The sequence below is a fragment of the Candidatus Nitrospira neomarina genome (genome assembly GCF_032051675.1).
Lineage (GTDB): Bacteria > Nitrospirota > Nitrospiria > Nitrospirales > UBA8639 > Nitrospira_E > Nitrospira_E neomarina.
The window spans coordinates 4,670,947-4,690,359 of sequence record NZ_CP116968.1; the positions used below are offsets into that span (position 1 = coordinate 4,670,947).

Here is a 19,413-nt window from a genome sequence, read left to right on the forward strand (position 1 = left end):
TATTATGTGAGGAACAGTTCCAGCTTTTGAATTAGTGCGGTGCTTGGCACCTGGCTATTCGAGCCTTTGTCAGAGAAGGGTCTTTACGTTGGAATGGGTGGGGCATGTTTTGTTGATTCGTCTGATCTGTATATTATGGAAGATATCCTTGGTTTGGTCTGTCTAGTGCTGGAAACCAAAAGCTTGTTTCCGCTGTGATGGGTGTTAATTAATCATCCTCAGGGGATTGAACCGGTTTCCTCAACATATTTCCTAAACCATACTTTCGATGGGCATGAAATAGAAAATGATTATCCCAAATTAACGCAAAATTCCCGTCTCCTTGTGGGCGAGCTTGCGGTGGAAGTCTCGGAGCAAATGAAACAGAACGTGGCCCTGGTTGTTGGATCGATAATTATTGCGATTTTAATAATGGAGGCCTTCCTGCGTGGTATGGGAATTCCATCTACCCTGAACTCAGGATGGGGATGGGCAAATTCTGCGGGTAGAAAATTTTCTAAATATGATGCGTTAACCACCAATCAATTTGGATATCGAGGACAAAGCATTCACTATCAGGCCGAGGACTATGTGGTGTTGCTTGTGGGCGACAGCCAGGTCGAAGCTTATGCCGGCCGGCCGGAACATATGCCTGAACAGTTTCTTCAGGAATTTCTAACTAGTCAGTTGCATAAACCAGTCAAAGTGTTTTCCCTTGCCTCTTCGGGGTGGGGTCAGGATCAACAGCTACTCGCCATACAAGAATATTTCAAGTTGTATCGGGCAGACCTCGTTTTATTGTGGGCAACCCCGGCAAATGATTTTTGGGAAAATGCCTTTCCTGATAGAAGTGCAACCCAGCAGGCCGGACCCTTAAAGCCGACCTTTAGACTAGTCGATCAGAAGCTGCATGGCCCTTATTTTTTATCTGGTTCCTATTTACATAATAGCGCCCTTGCCCATTTAATAGAGAGGGTGATGTCAAATTTACAAAATGAAACGTTAGAGCAACGCATTCTTCGTCGCTGGCTTCAAGAAATGCCATCGTCCCATGAAACCCACAAAATCGAAAATAAACATGCCTGTGAGGGACTGACAGTTATTAATCAAGGAGAGTTTTTTAACACCATATTTGAACTCAACGATAATATGGGGTACACCGTAAGGTCCGGACAGGATGTCCTGAACAGCAGGAGTCTCTTTTCTGCCTATATGGTGGATCCATCCAGGCGGGATGAATATCTGGTTGCGATTACCGGAAGTTTATTGCGGCATGTAAAAGAGGAAGTCGAAAGGCATCATTCAAAATTCCTTGTTTTCTATCCTGCTCGTGAAGATTTTGAGAAGCGCGCAATGCAAATGGTTAAATGCGTGTCGGATTCTCAAGACAATCTTTTTAGAGTATCTTTCGACTATAAAGCCGGGTTGCAAAGGGTGATTCCTTCTGATGATCTTGTGATTTTTGATTTGCCAGGTGGAAACGAAATTGTGATTTCACCAAGTGATAGGCATTTAAATGATTATGGAAATGAATTAGCTATGAAAAACCTGAGTTTTATTTTGAGAGAGCGTTTCCTAGTCAATCGATAATTATTTTTCCCCTTTGAGGCTTTGGTGATCCCTTGGTTCCGCTATCTTCCAAACCATAATCGGGGTACCCAGAATGACCAAGTCTTTGGCAGGCCGGTCTTCCTCCTTTGTGGAGGCAATGCCGACGGGATATCTATACATACATGACTCTCTGGCCTCACGCTCTTATCTGCGAAAACCGTTTTCTACTTTCTGCTGAGTATGAGGATGTTCACTGCAGGCTCACACGTTATCGGGGGCAATGGCACCGGATGGGCAAGATGAGAAGGGAATCAACCCGCAGAAACAAAAAGGGGTCATTCATGCCTACAGTCAAGAGATTTCACCAACTAAGTGGGATGGTTGTCAGAAAGCTTTCTGGAAAATAAGCGTTGGTTGTGCCGAAGTAGGATGCCATGACGAATTCCGGATCAAAGGAAAGTATGCTGAATACCCCGAAGCTATGCTCCATCATCATTGTGACCTATAATTCCAGCTCCTGCATCAGTACCTGTTTAAGTCCCTTACTCAACATTTCTGATGTTGAGCTCCTGGTTGTGGATAATGATTCGAAGGATGGGACTGCAGTGAAATTGCAGAAAGAATTTCCGCAGGTTACCCTTATTGCCCTTCAAGAAAATATTGGTTTTGGCCGTGCGTGTAATATCGGGTTGGCGGCTTCGAGCGGATCCTTTGCCCTATTTTTGAATCCGGACACCATCGCGACCGAAAAGGCTATTCGAACCCTTATCCAATTTTATGAGAAGCATCCTCGAGTAGGAATTGTCGGGGGTCGTCTTGTTGATCCAGCTGGCCGCCCTTTGCAATCAATGGGGGATACGCCTTCATTGGCTGGCCTTGTGCTGGATAAACCGTTGGCCTGGGTGGCTCAGCGTGTGGGGCCTCGAGGACTCCTTCGTCGGGGGATAGCCCGGTGTTCGACAAAATTTTGCATCCCTCATGAAGCGGAGCCTGTGGCATGGGTTTCCGGTGCTTTTCTTTGTTGCCGGCGTTCAATCTGGGCTGAAATTGGCGGCTTTGATGAAAAGTTTTTTTTGTATTATGAAGATGTTGATCTGTGCCTCAGGGCCATGCAGGTTGGTTGGGAGGTGTGGCACGTTCCTGAGGCAGTCATAGAGCATCAGTCTGGAGCTTCATTCGGGGGCGATCTTTCTCAACAAAAGGAAATTTATTATGTTAATCAATATTATTTTTTCCGGAAACATTTTGGTCGCCCGGTCGCATGGGCTTTATGGGTTTTGCAGAGTATCTATGCTCGATTAGGTATGTATCGTGGCCTTGGAACCGACCGAATAGGTCGTGCTCTGCTATAGTGTGTATTTTACGAATCATAGAAACTTTACTTAGGAAATTTAGCACGTAATGCGGGTCCTCCAAATTGTTGCCGATGGAAAACCAGGTGGAGGAACCACGCATGTTCTACAGATTCTCAAAGGTTTACGGCATGCCGTTTCTTTTTATCTCATTACCGAAGAACAATCATATTTAATGAAGGAAGCCGGCGCTCTTGGAATTCCCTGTCAGGGGCTTCGGTTTTTCATTAGTCGGCTCAATCCTGCCATCCCTTTCCAACTTCGAGCATTGGTTATGGCCTTCCAACCTGATCTGGTTCACGTCCATGGTGGGCGTGCAGGGTTTTTCTTTACGGTATCTCTCTTGAAGATCCCGATGGTCTATACCATCCATGGATTTCATTTTATGGGAAAATCGGCGGGAATTCGCTGGCTGGCGTTAATGGCGGAACGTTGGAATTTGCGACGTGCGCGCCATTCTATTTTTGTGTCGAAATATGATGTGGTTCTTGCAGAAAAATTTCAATTATTATCAGGTCGTGATAAAAGGTCAGTCATCTATCCCGGTCTTTCTTTGAACAATCTTCCACGGCCTTTGCCTCAGGGGCTCCTGCATATTGGATTTATCGGACGATTGGAACATCAGAAGGATCCTCTCCTTTTTTTGGAGATGATGAAGTTCTTGCCTGGGTACTCGGCCACGATTGTTGGTGATGGGACTTTGGCTCCGATGATCAAGCAGGAAATAGCCAGGCGGGGGTTAGGTGGACGGGTTCACATGGTGGGGGAATTGTCTCATGGAAAGGCTCTGGACATTCTTGCTACTTTCAGCGTGGTCGTTTTAACCTCCAGGTGGGAAGGCCTGCCGGTTTTGATCTTAGAATCTATGGGCATGGGAGTTCCGGTTGTGAGCATGAATGTGAGTGGATTGGAAGAAATCATTCATGACGAGATAAACGGAATGTTGGTAGAAAAAAGGAGCGGAGAAGACCTTGCCGAAAAGGTCAAAAAAATTACAAACAATGAGGATCTCAGGATCTCCCTCATCAAGAAGGCACAGGAGACTATACAGGAAAAATTCTCCAGCGAGACCATGATGGATTCGACTCTGGAAATATATCAGGAAATGTCTGCCTCACATGCAGGTCATTGAACCCAAGTGAAAGTTGCGCTGGTTCATGATTGGCTGACAGGTATGCGAGGGGGCGAGCGGTGTCTTGAAGCGTTGTGTGAATTGTTTCCTGATGCGCCAATTTATACGCTGTTCCATGTGAAAGGCAGTGTGTCGCGGACGATTGAGCGGCATCCTATTATTCCAAGCGTTCTTAATCGAGTCCCATTTGCAAAGAGTCGATATCGGTATTTGCTCCCTTTCTTTCCTTCAGCCATCCAGCGATTGGAAATCCATCAGTATGATTTAGTCGTCAGTTCGAGCCATTGCGTGGCCAAGGGCATTCGAGTGCCTCGCGAGACCTGTCATATTTCCTACATTCATACCCCCATGCGGTATATCTGGGATGGATTTGATACCTATTTTGTTAACACAGGAATGTGGAATTTTGGCAGGCTGGGCATGGGGCTTTTTCGAACGCGACTTCAGCGGTGGGATGTGGAATCAAATGCCCAGGTGAGTTGTTTTATTGCCAATTCGCAAAACGTAGCAGGGCGAATTGCACGCCAGTATGGAAGGGCGGCCTGCGTGGTTTACCCTCCTGTTGATTGGCAGACTTTTCACGTGTCGCATCGCCATGAAGAGTTTTATTTGATGGTCACCGCCTTTGCGCCCTATAAAAAAGTCGACCTGGCCATTGCTGCAGCCAATGAGCTTGGACTTCCATTAAAAATTATCGGGCAAGGACAAGATGAGAAACGCTTAAGGAGAATGGCCGGTCCAAGTGTCGAATTTCTTGGCTGGCAGCCAGACCATCGTGTCAGAGACTTTTACAGCCGGTGCCTAGCCGTTCTCTTCCCCGGTGAAGAGGATTTTGGTATTGTGCCTTTAGAGGCCATGGCTTCCGGGAAACCGGTAATTGCCTTTGGAAAGGGTGGGGCCCTTGAAACCATCGTCCCTCTCAATCCTTTGCCTGAGCAAGGTGAAAATCCTTTAGGACGCAGGGTCCACGAAAGGGGAACCTCTGCGGTTCCAACGGGGGTCTTTCACTATGAACAGTCGGTCCAAGCCATAGTTGAAGCCATTCAATTATTCACGCAGAACTTCACAGACTTCAATCCTGATGCCATTCGAGCACATGTTGAACCGTTCGATCGCTCCCATTTTAAGCAGCGGATTCAGCAAGTGATCATGTCTCGTTATCGCGCATTCCGTCATACCCCGCCATGTTGAAACGCCACAGTGAATTCTTAAAAAATCTGCTCTTCCTTTCCGACCTGGTTGTGATATGCGCCTGTTGGGTGAGCGCCTATTTCATTCGCTTTTCAGTGCCCCTGTTTCCCATCACCAAAGGCATTCCTCCTATTGACCCGTATCTCTGGCTTCTTGTACCAATTGTCGCCGTATGGGGAATTTGTTTCTATTCATTTAATCTGTATCGGCCTCGTCGAATGGGCTCTCATCTGGCGGAATTTGTGGATATTGCCAAGGCCAATACGCTGAGTATTCTGATCCTGGTCGCATTGACCTTTTTCTCGAAGCCGTTTGAATTTTCCCGTTTGGTGATCATGTATTTTTGGTTATTGAATCTGGTGGTGCTGGGCTGTTCCCGTATGGTCTTTCGGGAAATTCTCAGGGTTTTCCGGCGAATGGGATACAACCAACGCCAGGTAGTTATTATCGGCGCGGGAAAACTTGGGCAGCGCGTTGGCGATACGCTCAAAATGCATCCAGAACTTGGCCTCCAGGTTCGCGGGTATTTGACACGGAATGCCGAAAAGGTTGGTCAAATGTTGGACGGAATTCCCGTTATCGGAACGTTTGACCAGGCGGCAGAAATTTTAACCAGCCATGTGGATATCGTATTTTTGTGTTTGCCTCCGGAAGTGGAATGTGAAGCTGAGGGACTGATGAAAATCCTGTCCTCCACCACCGCAGGAGTGAAGATCATTCCATCCATTTATGAGTTCGTGACGTTGCGGGCGGAAGCCGAAATGTTTGAGGGCCTTCCTATTATTACTCTTCAGGGTTCTCCTCTGTACGGATGGAATTTGTTTTTGAAGCGGATGGTTGATGTCTGTGGTGCCGCCGTGGCCCTGGTGGTGGCCTCACCAATCGCATTGATGATTGCGGTACTCATCAAGCTCACCTCTCCGGGTCCTGTCTTCTACCGGCAGACTCGTGTTGGCCTCGATGGCAAATCCTTCAATATTGTTAAAATCCGGACCATGCGTATGGATGCCGAAGAAAAGACAGGTCCCGTCTGGGCCAAAGCCCATGACCCACGCAGGACGCCCATCGGGACGTTTCTGCGACGAACCAGTTTGGATGAATTGCCGCAATTCTGGAATGTCTTAAAGGGAGAGATGAGTATTGTGGGGCCGCGTCCCGAGCGACCGGAGTTTATCGAGAAATTCCGGGCCCAGATCCCCCAATATAACCTGCGTCACACCATGAAAGCCGGAATTACGGGGTGGGCACAAATTAATGGATTGCGCGGAAATACCTCCTGGGAAAAACGTTTAGCCTACGACATGTATTATATTGAGCATTGGTCCTTATGGCTGGATGTGAAGATTATGATTATGACACTTTGGAAGGGGTTGATCCATCGGGAGGCGTATTAGGCTTTCACTATTCGTGCGGCAACGCGGCAGTTCTTCCATGTAAGTTTCTTCGCCAATGGGATTGAATTTCCCTCCTCGTGATTATCCCTGACTTTTTCTGAGCATGTATTTTCTTCATTCCGTGTAAGAGCCTCAGCAAGTCTTATCAGAAAGATTCGGGGGGAGTCGTCACTCAGGAATTTTTGAGTGAAAGAAGCATGGAGGGTATCATTTGATCCGTGTCCCCGCAGGGATCTCCTGGGACATGTTAAGAAGTTCAAGAACCTCTTGATCTCCTGCAGCTAATACCATGCCTTGGGATTCAATCCCCATCAGTTTGGCCGGCTTGAGATTTGCCACGACGACAATGGTTCGGCCCACCAATTCTTCGGGGGCATACTTTTTCCCAATTCCAGCCACGATCTGACGCTGTTCGGTTCCGATATCTACCTGGAGCTTGAGCAGTTTTTCAGACTTTGGAACACGTTCTGCCGTTAAGACTTTAGCAACCCTCAATTGGACTTTTTGGAAATCGGCAATGCCGATCTGTATCGCCTCGTTGGGTGGGGACTGCGGTTGGGTGGTTGAAATGGGCTGAGGTGTTTCCATGGGTGTCCTATTTGTGTGAATAGGCGTTTTCTCTTCGGGACTCTTTTGGGAGTCCGATGGACGGGAATCTTTTCTGGGAAATAGGGAAGGGCCTTTACTGGTTTGCCCTGTATAGAGGTATGCCCCCCAACGAGGGAATTCTTGCAACACGGGTGTGGAAAAATCCCATTGATAATCCCAGTCGGGTCTTCATCGTTTCGGCGATCTGTGGCATAAACGGGTATACGGCCACCGTGAGAAATCGCAAAACCTCCGTGAGATGAAACAGGACCGTGTGAAGGCGAGGGGTATGACCAGGATCTTTGGCCAACATCCACGGAGCGGTCTTATCAATATATTGATTAGCTGACTGAACCAAACCCCACGTGGTTTCCAGGGCGCGATTAAATTCTAAGTGGCGAAGATGCGTGTCAATGGAGGGGAAAAGGGATGAAGCCGCCTGCTGGAGTTGACGATCCTGATCGGTTTCGTGGTTGGCGTCGGGTTGAGGGACGGTATTGTTGGAAAAATTTGCCAGCATCGTAAGAGTTCGGGACAGCAGATTGCCAAGATCGTTGGCCAATTCAGCGTTATACCGGCTACCGAACGCCGTAATGGAGAAATCTCCATCCTGGCCGAATGGGACTTCCCTCAACAGAAAATAGCGAAAGGCATCAACGCCGAACTCGTTGACCACGGCATGGGGATCGACAACATTCCCTCGACTTTTTGACATTTTTTCCCCATTCACCGTCCACCAGCCATGCGCAAAGATGGATTGGGGAAGCGGCAGGTCCAAGCCCATTAACATGGTCGACCAGTAGACGGCATGGGTGGTCAAAATATCTTTCCCGACGAGATGGAGCGACGCGGGCCAGAATTTTGAGGTGCTGGGAGTTGGAGCGACGTACTCCAGGGCTGACAGGTAATTCACTAAGGCGTCGAACCATACATAAGCCACGCAATCCCGATCAAATGGCAATTCGATGCCCCACGATAACCGTGATTTGGGTCGGGAAATTGACAGATCTTCCAGGGGCTTTTGCAGAAACCCTAGGACTTCATTGCGACGGGTGTCCGGCTGAATGAAGTCGGGATTTGCCTGGATATGCTCCTTCAACCGGTTCTGAAAGCGACTCATGCGATAAAAATAATTTCGTTCACTGACCTGTTCTACTGGTCGCCGACAATCCGGGCACAGACCGTTCTCCACATCCTTTTCTGTCCAAAATCGCTCGTCAAAGGTGCAATACCAGCCGGTGTATTCGGCCTGATAAATCAGGTCTTTGTCATAGAGGGCTTGAAGGTAGCGTTGTACGGTGGCCTGATGTTGAAGATCGGTGGTGCGAATAAATCCATTGTTGGAGATATGCAATTGCGACCAGAGATTCTTGAACTTCGGGGTGAGGAGGTCACAATGTGCCTGCGGATCGATTCCGGCCTTGGCTGCAGCCTGCTGGACTTTTTGCCCATGTTCGTCTAATCCGGTGAGGAAAAAAACCTCATGTCCTGTAAGACGATAAAACCGGGCTAGAACATCGGCCGCGATGGTGGTGTAGGCGTGGCCAATGTGAGGCACATCGTTGACATAATAAATAGGGGTGGTGACATAAAACGTGTTGGACATGAGAAGACATCCTCTGTTAGCTCCGAACCCACATGTGCCACACGACTCGGGTGGTTGCAGAACCGGGGTAAGCAGGTTATTGATGGTTAAGCGAGCCCTGGTGAATGCGAGAATTCCAATTGGTTGTGGAGATGGAAGAAAAATTGTTCCAATCCGATTTGCATATTAAGATTTCGTTGTTGCCCTCGTTCGAGTTGGTTGAGTTCATGGATTAAGTTCAGAAGTGAAGAAGGGGTGATCTGTAGAGACAACTCGCGAAGCGCCGTTTCTTGATCCTGGTACAAGGTGGGAGACAAGGACTGATCCAGGGTCAGCAATAGCAAGTCCCTGAGCCCTGCCCAAAACCAATGAATCGCTTCCTGTACTTGGTTCGATTTGACCAGGCCTTCACTCATATCCATCACCCGTGAAGCCGACGCCGTATGTTCCCCAAATAACAATGCCCAGTATTGACGGATTTTTACCTTTAATTCTGTGGGGTCACAAGCCAAAGCTGAACCCAACCGGCCTTCGGCAAATGCTGCGACTAACCGGTTATCCTGGTCTTCCCTGTCCGTCCGTTCCTTCAGGAATTCATAAATGCTGGCAGAGGGCAGCGGGGCAAATCTCAACGTAATACATCGAGACCGAATCGTTGCCAAAAGGTGCTCCGGACGGCTGGTGATCAGGAGAAAGAGGCAATGATCTGGCGGATCCTCCAATGTCTTGAGCAAGGCGTTGGCTGCTTCTGTCGTCATTGAGTCGGCCTGATCAATGAGGCAAATCTTATGTGATCCCAGGAGAGGACGATAAATGACCAGATGTTCGATGTCCCGAATTTGATCAATGGTAATTTTGGGATTCTGCTTTTGCGTATCTTCAGGTTGAACCAACAAAAAGTCGGGATGAGTGGCCTGGGCGATTTGATGACATGACCGGCACTGGCCGCAGGCATCGGGTGTTGGTGCGATTTCTGGGACCTCGCAATGGAGATATTGGGCAAGTGCGATAGCGGTGAGTCGTTTCCCAATGGTCGGTTCTCCGTGAAAGAGATAGGCATGACCCAGATGATTGGTGGAGACCGCTGTTTGGAGCCATTTAATTGGGCGTTGATGCCCGATGAGATCTCGAAACGCCATGCTGAGGGGTCCCTTTCGTCCGGACTCGCTTGATGATGCGTCTGGGTTGAGGAGTGATGTGAGCCAGGCATGTCGATGGCAACGACTGAATGAGGCGTGTCATCTCGGATGTAATGAGAGCGTTCAGGATCTCGGGGGATTGCCTGGCATCCAATGTTTGAATGCGTTGGGGGTGCTGTTTAGCGAGGGCGATAAAGCCTCGACGCACTCGTTGATGGAAATCCAAGGATTCCTGGTCAAGCCGATTTTGGTGTCGGGCCTGCTGTCGCCTCGCCAACCCTTCTTGGGTCGGGAGATCGAGTAAAAACGTAAGGTGTGGAGTCAGTCCTTCCGTGGCGAATTGATGGGAATGCTTGAGAAAGGTGATATCACGGTGTCGTCCGTATCCCTGGTAGGCCAGAGTTGAATCAAAAAACCGGTCACACAGAACAATCATGCCTTTTAACAGGGCTGGCCGAATCACATGAGCCACATGTTGGGACCGGGCAGCAAAAATTAGAGCTGTTTCGCATTCTGGAGTTATGATTTCTTTGTTGGATTTGGTTTTAGAGTGGGAAAGCAGAAGGCGACGAATGGCCTCAGACAATGGAGTTCCTCCAGGCTCACGGGTTTCTAATACCTGATAGCCCTGGGCTCGAAGTCCTCGTGCCAATCGGTGGCATTGTGTGGTCTTTCCAGAGCCTTCTGTGCCTTCGAAAGTGATAAATAACCCTGAAGACAGGCTCTGGTTCCCTTTTGCATGGTTTCTCGGTTTCATGGAAATCTGCCCTGATCGATCCTAGTCTAAGTCATTGAAATTCGCAAGAAAAGTCTTGCAGGAGTCCCATCCTGATTGTAAGATGCGGTAGTATTACGGTGACTTCCTACCTCTCCCGTAAAGACCGTGCCTGCTCTGTGTGGCGGGTATAAGGTGGATTTTCTCATGAATACCCTTCGCGCCTCTCTCAGACGTTATTTTTTGACAGGCCTGTTGGTAATTACCCCAATTTGGGGAACGATTCTGATTTTAAAAACTTTGTTTGTGACTGTGGATAGTATCCTTGGCACGGCATTAGCGGACCTGGTGTTGCCGGATTATTACTTCCCCGGTCTAGGTATTTTGGCGTTATTGCTATTGATTTTTTCAGCCGGGGTCTTTGCCACAAATTTTTTGGGAAAACGATTGGTCGTCCGGTGGGAAGAAATTTTAGATCGTGTTCCGATTGTACGTGGTATTTATGCCACGTTAAAGTCGATGATGGACATCTTATCATTCAAACAACGGGAAAAATATAACAAAGTGGTGATGATTCAATTTCCCAAAGAGGGAAACTATTGTTTGTCTTTTGTTACGGGGGAAACCCGAAAGGAAATCCAGAATCTGGCTCCGGAGCCTCTGGTCCATGTGTTTGTCCCCACATCTCCGAATCCAACCTCGGGCTATTTTCTCCTGGTTCCCGAGAGTGAAGTTATTCCTGTAGATATGGGGGTCGAGGAAGCCATGAAGCTGATTGTTTCAGGCGGGTTCTATTCTCCTCCTGATAAGTCATCTAGCATTGAAATTGCAAAAAAACGGGATAGAATGACCCTCAAGGACTCACCGAAAGTCCAAACCCCATGAGAAGAGACCTTTAACGAAGGGTATGACAGGCGTAATGAGTGGTAAAAAAAACACGGCCGCCATGATTCTGGCGGCGGGACAAGGAACCCGCATGAAATCGGCTTTGCCTAAAGTCTTGCATCGTGTGGCCGGTCGTCCCATGCTGTGGTATGCCGCGAACTTAGCCAGGCAAGTGTCTACCCAGACCGTTGCCATTGTGGTTGGCCATGGATCGGAACAGGTCCAGGCCTATCTCGAACGAGAAAAGGCTAATTTTGAGCCGTTTGAAGTGGTAATTCAGGAGAAACAATTAGGGACGGGACATGCCGTTCAACAGGCCTACCCAGTCTGTACCAGGAACGACGCCAAGCAGGCCGACCAATTCTTAATTCTCAATGGCGATTCCCCCTTATTAACGCAGGCCACTCTCACTTCCCTTGTTGATTATCATCAATCTGAAAAAGCCGGCCTGACAATCTTAACGACGGTCATTCCGGAATCACGAGGATACGGACGGGTGGTTCGCGGGCCATCAGGCGAAATCCGTCGTGTTGTCGAGGATCAAGATTGCTCAGCGGAAGAACGAAGTATTTCGGAAATCAATGTTGGGACGTATGTCGTGGATGGCCCCTTCCTTGGAAAGGCGTTGAGCCAATTGCGTCCGCAAAATGCCCAAGGGGAATATTACATCACCGATATTATTGAAGTGGCTGTCCAGCAAGGACTGAAAGTTGTGGCATGGATAACCAATGACCATTTGGAGACGACTGGGATTAATACCAGAGAACATCTGGCTATGGCCGAAAAAGAAATGCGACGACGAATTTGCCAGCGTCTCATGTTGTCAGGTGTCACCATGCTGGATCCGGAACGAGTGATTATTGACGATGGAGTTGAGGTCGGAAGGGATACCACCCTGTATCCAGGAGTCATGCTTGAAGGCCGGACCGTCATTGGAGCCAATTGCGTTATTCAAGGCAATTCGAGGCTGAACAATTGCCTTGTCGGCAATAATGTTCTCATTCAGGATTCGTGCGTCTTGCTGGAAGCCAGGATAGAAGAGGGGGCGGTCATCGGGCCTTTTGCGCATTTGCGTCCAGGGAGCCATATTCACCGAAAAGGCAAGGTCGGTAATTTTGTGGAATTAAAACAGACGGAAGTGGGAGAAGGGTCGAAGGTCAATCATTTGAGTTATCTCGGAGATACCATGGTTGGCCGGAATGTGAATATCGGCGCCGGGACCATTACCTGCAACTACGATGGATTTCGAAAGGCACAGACAAAGATCGAGGACAATGTCTTTATTGGGAGCGATGTGCAATTAATTGCCCCGGTGACGATAGGGGAAGGGGCGTTGATTGCGGCAGGGACCACTGTCACAAAAAATATACCGCCCAATGCCTTGGGCATTTCTCGAGTCGCGCAAGTCAATAAGGAAGGTACGGCGGCGAAACGGCGAGAAATTCTGGCTTCTTCCTCAGCCGCCCATGGTCAGGCCAAAGAGCAAAGTGACCCGGCAGAGTCGCCACTCCGACCGAACCCTCAGGAGCAAAAAGACCCTGTCTAGTGCCCAATTTTGAGAAACGAAGTCGAGCGATATCTGGCCGGGCCCATGAGTTTTCATCCAGGCTGATCGATACCATCCCGATCTTTCCAATATCATTTGGAAAAAATGGTGCGATGTAAGGAGCGTTAGAGTATGTGTGGAATCATCGGATATGTTGGAGATGAATCAGCGACTCCTATTTTAGTGGCGGGGCTACAACGGTTGGAATATCGAGGGTACGACTCCGCCGGAATTGCGATTCAACATAATGGCGAGTTGAAAATTCGAAGGACGGTGGGCAAGCTCACCAATCTTCAGGCCGTATTGCAAAGCGGGGCCGTTGCCGGAACAATAGGAATCGGTCATACGCGTTGGGCCACGCATGGTCGGCCATCTGAACAAAATGCCCATCCTCACCGTTCGGGAGAGATTGTTCTTGTCCATAACGGAATCATTGAAAATTTTCTTGATCTCCGCCATCGATTGGAATGCGAAGGCTATCGGTTTGAGTCTGAGACCGACACCGAGGTGATTGCACACCTCTTATCTTCGCTCACGATAAAAGGGCATGGGCTTCAAGAGGCCGTCAGATTAATTGCCAATGAGCTCCATGGGAGTTATGCCATTGCCGTGATGTCGCTGGCTGAGCCGGGACGCATCGTCGTCAGTCGTTCAGGATGTCCCCTGGTGATTGGTCAGAATGGAAAAGGGGCCTTTTTGGCCTCTGATGTCACGCCTCTCCTAGCCCATATCCGGGAGGTGGTGTTTCTCGAAGACGGAGATGTGGGCATTTTAGAAGATTCCGGTATCACTATTTTTAATTCCGATGGCCAACCGAAAAGCTTCAACCCTGTTACCATTGATTGGGATGCTGAGGCGGCTGAAAAGGGAGGCTATCCGGATTTCATGATGAAGGAAATCCACGAACAGCCACAAGTGATCATGGATACGCTTCGGGGCCGGTTTCAATATGAAACGGGCGAAGCGGATCTTCCGGATTTGGCCATGACTGACGAGGAGTTGCTCAACGCCAGGCGAATCTGGATCGTGGCATGTGGGACGTCTTGGCACTCAGGGCTCGTCGGGAAATATTTATTTGAAGAAATGATTCGACGCCCCGTTCAGGTGGATATTGGTTCAGAGTTCAGGTACCGGGAGCCAATGATACAAAAAGACGATTTGTTTATTGCCATTTCACAATCAGGCGAGACGGCGGATACATTGGCCGCAGCACGGGAAGCCAAGCACCGGGGTGCCCGTGTCCTGGCGATTGTGAATGTGGTGGGAAGTACGCTGGCTCGCGAAGCCGATGGAGTGATTTACACGAGATGTGGTCCTGAAATTAGTGTGGCTTCCACGAAAGCCTTTACCGGGCAGGTGATTGCCTTATATCTCTTGGCCTTGCATGTGGGACGTGTGCGTCGCACGTTAAGTCCGGAAGAAGGACGGTGGTGGTTGGACCATTTTCTCAAGCTTCCCGGCCAAGTCGAGCATATTCTCAAGCAGGAAGCGTCGATCCAAGCGATTGCCCAGCGGCATTATGAAAAACGAAATTTTTTGTATTTGGGTCGGGGGATTAATTATCCCATTGCCCTGGAAGGTGCCTTAAAACTCAAAGAAATCTCCTATATCCATGCCGAGGGATATGCGGCGGGGGAGATGAAGCATGGTCCCATTGCATTGATTGATGAGGACATGCCTGTGGTTGTGCTGTCGCCGAAAGATCGGCTCTACGAAAAGTCTGTCAGTAATCTGATGGAAGTGCGCGCCAGGAGTGCCCCCGTGATTGCCTTTGTGACCGAAGGGGATCATGCCTTGGATCAGGTTGCCGATCATGTGTTCGCGATTCCTGCTGTCCATGCGCTCTTGACCCCGATTCTGTTTACCGTCGGCCTTCAACTGCTGGCCTATCATATTGCGGTGTTGCGTGGGGTAGATATTGACCGTCCGAGAAATCTTGCCAAGAGTGTGACGGTTGAGTAAGGCGTCCTTCCGATTTCCCACCAGAGTTTTTCCTGCTTGGTTCTCACGGCTTCTAACAGGTGGAGTGTATTGAGTCATGGAGACCATGATTGTGACCGGAGGCGCTGGTTTTATTGGCGCCAATTTTGTCCGGATGGCCCTTCAAAAGACCGAGGCACGAATTGTCGTCGTGGACAAATTGACGTATGCGGGTCATCGAGAAAACCTTGATGGATTGTGGGACCATCCTCATCTAGTATTTATCCAGGCAGATATTGCCGATGCGGGTGAGATGACCAGGATGATGGATTCATTTTCTCCCAGGTGGTTACTGAATTTTGCCGCTGAATCGCATGTGGACCGGTCCATCGACGACCCTTATCCCTTTATTCACACGAATGTCACGGGTACCCTGGTCTTATTAGAGGTGGTCAAGCGATTTCTGAAACAAGGACATGCTGATCATCGCCAACGTTTTCGGTTCCTGCATGTTTCAACTGATGAAGTGTATGGGACGTTGGGGCCGACAGGATTGTTCTCCGAAGAGACCCCTTATGCCCCCAATTCCCCGTATGCGGCGTCGAAAGCCAGCGCTGATCATTTGGTGCGGGCTTTTCATCACACGTACGGTCTTCCAATCCTGATGACTAATTGTTCCAATAACTATGGGCCCTATCAATTTCCCGAAAAGCTTATTCCTCTCATGGTCTTGAATGCCTTAGAAGGGAAGCCTCTTCCAATTTATGGGAACGGGCAGAATATACGGGACTGGTTGTTTGTAGAGGATCATTGTGAGGGCCTACTCCTGGTCCTTCAGGAAGGAACGCCTGGAGAAAAATATAACCTGGGCGGGCGATCAGAACGATCGAACCTTGATGTGGTGGACGCCCTATGCCGGATCTTGGAAGAGGTCGCCCCGGGTGGATCCAATCCTTTTCTGTCTCAACGGGGCATCACACGATATGCAGACCTGAAAATATTTGTGGCTGACCGGCCCGGGCATGATTTTCGTTATGGCATTGATACCACCAAAGTTCACTCGCAATTGGGGTGGAGCCCACGCCACTCTTTCGAATCTGGCTTGCAGCAGACGATTGAATGGTACGCGGCCAATCGTCAATGGTGTCAGGCCGTGACCGCGAACTCCTATCAACGGGAACGGCTCGGGCTAGCCTCTGTCCCATCGATTTAGGGGCGGGAACGTTCTCGCCTTTTGGCAAAGTATCATGAGGATGATGAAGACATTGGGATGCAAAGGGATACGATGAAGGGAATCATCCTAGCGGGTGGATCGGGAACCCGGCTCTATCCCCTAACCCACGCCGTCAGCAAACAACTCATGCCGGTTTTTGATAAACCGATGATCTATTATCCCTTGTCGACTCTCATGCTGGCTGGAATCCGGGATATTTTGGTAATCACCACCCCGCATGAGCAGGAAGGGTTTGTCCGGTTGTTAGGTGATGGCAGTCATCTTGGGTTAACGATCGGCTACCAAGTGCAACCCCGGCCGGAAGGAATTGCGCAAGCCTTTGTGATTGGGCGTGAGTTTATTGGAAAGGATCGGGTGGCGCTCATTCTTGGGGATAATATTTTCTATGGGCATGGACTGTCTCGCTATCTTCAGGAAGCGGCCTCTCAGTCCACAGGGGCTCAAGTCTTTGCCTACCAGGTACGGGATCCCGAACGATACGGTGTGGTGACCTTTAATGATCACGGGCAAGCCACCAGCCTGGAGGAAAAGCCCGCCCGTCCCAAGTCGCCCTATGCCGTAACCGGATTATATTTTTATGACAACCGGGTTGTGAGTATCGCCGACTCTCTCAAGCCTTCGGCGAGAAATGAACTAGAAATCACTGATGTGAATAAAAACTATTTAGAAGCCGGATCGCTACATGTGCGGGTGCTCGGGCGTGGCATTGCCTGGTTGGATACGGGGACTCATGAATCTCTCATGCAAGCGGCCCATTATATTCAAGTTTTACAAGAACGACAGGGCCTGATGGTTTCCTGTCCGGAAGAAATCGCCTACAAAATGGGGTACATTCAGCCAGATGACGTATCCCGTTTAGCTACGAAAATGAAAGACAACGGGTACGGACAATACTTGTTGCATTTGATCAATCAGGGGCAGGAGTAACCGGATATGAAATTTCTCCCAACCCGACTCCCGGAGGTTCTGATCGTCGAACCTGATGTGTACCGGGACCAACGCGGATGGTTTTTAGAAACGTATCATATACAAAAGTATCAGGAGGCAGGGATTCTGCCTCCATTTGTCCAGGATAATTGCTCATCGTCGGTTCTCGGGACCCTTCGTGGGCTCCATTTTCAAATGGCTCGCCCACAAGGGAAGCTCATTCGGGTGATACGTGGGGAAATTTTTGATGTCGCAGTCGACATTCGCAAAGGGTCTCCGACCTTTGCCTCATGGGTGGGGGTGACCTTATCGGCAGAGGAGTTCAGACAGATTTATGTTCCTATGGGGTTTGCCCATGGATTTTGTGTCCTCAGCGATGTGGCGGAAGTGGAGTACAAATGTACCGATGTCTATGCACCGGGTGGTGAAGTGACCATTCGATGGAATGATCCCCGTATTGGCATTCAATGGCCGATCGCACAGCCACTTCTCTCTACAAAGGATGCTGCCGGACAGGTCCTTGACGAACTGTGCGATCAGCTTCCGGAATATCAACCATGAGGCAGAGTCGAGTTTTAATCACAGGGGCTCAAGGGCAATTAGGGCAGGCGCTCCAACGGCAGTATGCCGACCACGAGGTCACGGCCTGGGACCTCCAGGATTTGGATATCACGCAGTTCGAGGAAGTCAGGAAAGCCCTTGATCAACTACGACCACACATCGTCATCAATGCGGCCGCATTTACGCAGGTGGATGAGGCAGAAGTTAAGCAGGATGCCGCATACAGGGGCAATGCCCTGGGCCCGAGAAATCTTGCCGTGGTGACGAATGACTTGGGGATGACGCTTATCCATTTTTCCACCGATTATGTGTTTGATGGTCAGCAGAATCGGCCCTATCATGAATTTGATTGTACGAATCCGTTAGGCGTCTACGGGCACAGTAAATTAGCCGGGGAAGAGGCGGTGCGGGTCGCAAACCCACGGCATTTTATTGTCCGGACAGCTTGGCTTTACCACACCGTAGGGAGGAATTTCCCCAGTACGATTTGTCGAATGGCGGACCGAGAGGTCGTGAAAGTTGTCAGCGACCAGTATGGGTCACCGACCTTTGCCCCTCATCTTGCCCAGGCGGTATGCCAATTGGGTGAGACCGATGCGTTTGGGACCTATCATATGGCCGGTACAGGCGGAACCAGTTGGTATGAATTGGCCCAAACACTTTATCAGGCCTTGGATATTCAAACCTTGGTTGTGCCGATAGCCACTGCTCAATTTCCTCGCCCGGCCCGACGGCCATCTTATGCCGTGCTGACTTCTTTACAGGACCCTTTGATTAAGTTGCCGCCCTGGGAAGAGGGCGTTCGTGATTTTGCCAGTCAGTGGAAAGGCTAGGGGTCGTCATCTGTTCTGTGAATCATCTGCTCCCTGATCATCCGCGATAAGAAAGGCAGTCCTAAACGATGGGTTACATCGAAGCGGTGGTGCTTGCGGTCATTCAAGGACTCACGGAATTCCTTCCGGTATCCTCATCCGGACATTTAGTTCTGGCTCAACACTGGTTTGGTCATTTTAGTGAGACCAATTTGTTGTACGACATCATGTTGCATCTCGCGACGGTGACTGCGATCCTGGTGTATTTTCGTCATGATCTCCTCACCTTGGGCTTGGGGTATGTTGGATGGACGACAACACAAGGCAGCCTGTTTCAAGGATTTGAGCGACGCACCATTCATTATGTTCTGATCGCATCCATCCCGACCGCGATCATTGGATTAGGTATTCGATCGATCGGTCTTGAAACGCTGATTCAGCCCTCCGTCGTGGCCGTGATGTTGTTGGTGACCGGTGTGATTCTCTGGTTGGGACACGGGAGAAGTCGTGCCCGGGGCATCCAGGACATGAGCATCCGGGATGCCCTGGCGATTGGCATGGTACAAGGTGTGGCGGTCTTACCCGGGATTTCCCGGTCCGGATCAACCATAGCCAGTGGAGTATTGTTGGGTTTGGATCGGGAATTATCGGCCCGGTTTTCTCTTCTGATTTCCATGCCTGCTATTGTGGGGGCGACGATCCTAGAGATTGGGAAAGGGATGGATCAGATCCATGACCCGATAGGTGTCTATCTGGTCGGAATGGTCGTCGCGGCCTTGGTGGGGTATGGATCTATTTCGTTGATCATTAAACTCGTCAGACAGGATCACTTCCATTTATTCTCTTATTATTTGTGGCCACTCGGCATAAGCATCCTTCTTTGGGATTCTTTGAAGTAGATC

Annotated in this window: 17 protein-coding genes; 13 read left to right on the forward strand and 4 right to left on the reverse strand. The window is 49.5% G+C overall.

Translation table 11 applies throughout. The features are described 5' to 3' along the window. Positions 1-201 precede the first annotated feature (201 nt). The 5 genes from PQG83_RS20270 to PQG83_RS20290 all read left to right on the forward strand — a co-directional run bounded on the left by PQG83_RS20270 (position 202) and on the right by PQG83_RS20290 (position 6,599). Positions 202-1,569, forward strand: coding sequence for a hypothetical protein (locus PQG83_RS20270; protein WP_312744992.1), 1,368 nt, complete (start codon positions 202-204; stop codon positions 1,567-1,569). Between the two features lie 395 nt (positions 1,570-1,964). Beyond that, entirely contained in the window at positions 1,965-2,882 is a 918-nt protein-coding gene (locus PQG83_RS20275; RefSeq protein WP_312744995.1) for a glycosyltransferase family 2 protein, read from the forward strand. 49 nt (positions 2,883-2,931) lie between these two features. After that, positions 2,932-4,014: a glycosyltransferase gene (locus PQG83_RS20280; protein ID WP_312744999.1), complete on the forward strand. Its 1,083-nt coding sequence runs from the start codon at positions 2,932-2,934 to the stop codon at positions 4,012-4,014. Between the two features lie 6 nt (positions 4,015-4,020). Further along, positions 4,021-5,205: a glycosyltransferase gene (locus PQG83_RS20285; protein WP_312745001.1), complete on the forward strand. Its 1,185-nt coding sequence runs from the start codon at positions 4,021-4,023 to the stop codon at positions 5,203-5,205. Continuing rightward, on the forward strand, positions 5,199-6,599 hold the full coding sequence (locus PQG83_RS20290) for an undecaprenyl-phosphate glucose phosphotransferase (protein ID WP_312745003.1): 1,401 nt from the start codon (positions 5,199-5,201) through the stop codon (positions 6,597-6,599). Before PQG83_RS20285 ends, PQG83_RS20290 begins: the two co-directional genes overlap by 7 nt. Before the next feature lie 207 nt (positions 6,600-6,806). On the opposite strand, the gene metG (PQG83_RS20295) is transcribed toward PQG83_RS20290, so the two are convergent. The 4 genes from metG (PQG83_RS20295) to tmk form a co-directional block, all read right to left on the reverse strand. Next, positions 6,807-7,187: a methionine--tRNA ligase subunit beta gene (gene metG / locus PQG83_RS20295; protein ID WP_312745006.1), complete on the reverse strand. Its 381-nt coding sequence runs from the start codon at positions 7,185-7,187 to the stop codon at positions 6,807-6,809. A 94-nt stretch (positions 7,188-7,281) separates the two neighbouring features. Next, positions 7,282-8,793 (reverse strand): methionine--tRNA ligase, encoded by a 1,512-nt coding sequence (gene metG / locus PQG83_RS20300; RefSeq protein WP_312745009.1) that lies wholly within the window; start codon positions 8,791-8,793, stop codon positions 7,282-7,284. An 86-nt stretch (positions 8,794-8,879) separates the two neighbouring features. Further along, the gene (holB, locus tag PQG83_RS20305) at positions 8,880-9,911 is read right to left on the reverse strand and encodes a DNA polymerase III subunit delta' (protein WP_312745012.1); all 1,032 of its coding nucleotides are present in this window, start codon (positions 9,909-9,911) and stop codon (positions 8,880-8,882) included. Beyond that, on the reverse strand, positions 9,871-10,668 hold the full coding sequence (tmk, locus tag PQG83_RS20310) for a dTMP kinase (protein ID WP_312745014.1): 798 nt from the start codon (positions 10,666-10,668) through the stop codon (positions 9,871-9,873). Before tmk ends, holB begins: the two co-directional genes overlap by 41 nt. Before the next feature lie 165 nt (positions 10,669-10,833). Between tmk and PQG83_RS20315 the strand changes: the two genes are divergently transcribed. The 8 genes from PQG83_RS20315 (at position 10,834) to PQG83_RS20350 (ending at position 19,410) form a co-directional block, all read left to right on the forward strand. Next, positions 10,834-11,511: a DUF502 domain-containing protein gene (locus PQG83_RS20315; RefSeq protein ID WP_312745016.1), complete on the forward strand. Its 678-nt coding sequence runs from the start codon at positions 10,834-10,836 to the stop codon at positions 11,509-11,511. Between the two features lie 34 nt (positions 11,512-11,545). Further along, entirely contained in the window at positions 11,546-13,057 is a 1,512-nt protein-coding gene (gene glmU / locus PQG83_RS20320) for a bifunctional UDP-N-acetylglucosamine diphosphorylase/glucosamine-1-phosphate N-acetyltransferase GlmU (RefSeq protein WP_312745019.1), read from the forward strand. Between the two features lie 132 nt (positions 13,058-13,189). Then, complete coding sequence (gene glmS, locus PQG83_RS20325) at positions 13,190-15,019, forward strand: glutamine--fructose-6-phosphate transaminase (isomerizing) (protein WP_312745021.1); 1,830 nt, start codon at positions 13,190-13,192, stop codon at positions 15,017-15,019. Between the two features lie 76 nt (positions 15,020-15,095). After that, positions 15,096-16,190, forward strand: coding sequence for a dTDP-glucose 4,6-dehydratase (rfbB, locus tag PQG83_RS20330; RefSeq protein WP_312745024.1), 1,095 nt, complete (start codon positions 15,096-15,098; stop codon positions 16,188-16,190). Positions 16,191-16,262: 72 nt separating this feature from the next. Beyond that, a complete protein-coding gene (gene rfbA, locus PQG83_RS20335; protein WP_312745027.1) occupies positions 16,263-17,138 on the forward strand; it encodes a glucose-1-phosphate thymidylyltransferase RfbA in 876 nt (291 codons plus the stop codon). A 6-nt stretch (positions 17,139-17,144) separates the two neighbouring features. Further along, positions 17,145-17,699: a dTDP-4-dehydrorhamnose 3,5-epimerase gene (rfbC, locus tag PQG83_RS20340; RefSeq protein WP_312745030.1), complete on the forward strand. Its 555-nt coding sequence runs from the start codon at positions 17,145-17,147 to the stop codon at positions 17,697-17,699. Beyond that, positions 17,696-18,532, forward strand: a complete 837-nt coding sequence (gene rfbD / locus PQG83_RS20345) for a dTDP-4-dehydrorhamnose reductase (RefSeq protein WP_312745033.1) — start codon at positions 17,696-17,698, stop codon at positions 18,530-18,532. The genes rfbC and rfbD overlap by 4 nt, the downstream gene beginning before the upstream one ends. A 68-nt stretch (positions 18,533-18,600) precedes the next feature. Beyond that, positions 18,601-19,410 carry an undecaprenyl-diphosphate phosphatase gene (locus tag PQG83_RS20350; RefSeq protein ID WP_312745035.1) on the forward strand — a complete coding sequence of 270 codons (810 nt, stop codon included), beginning with the start codon at positions 18,601-18,603 and terminating at the stop codon, positions 19,408-19,410. Positions 19,411-19,413: the final 3 nt, after the last annotated feature.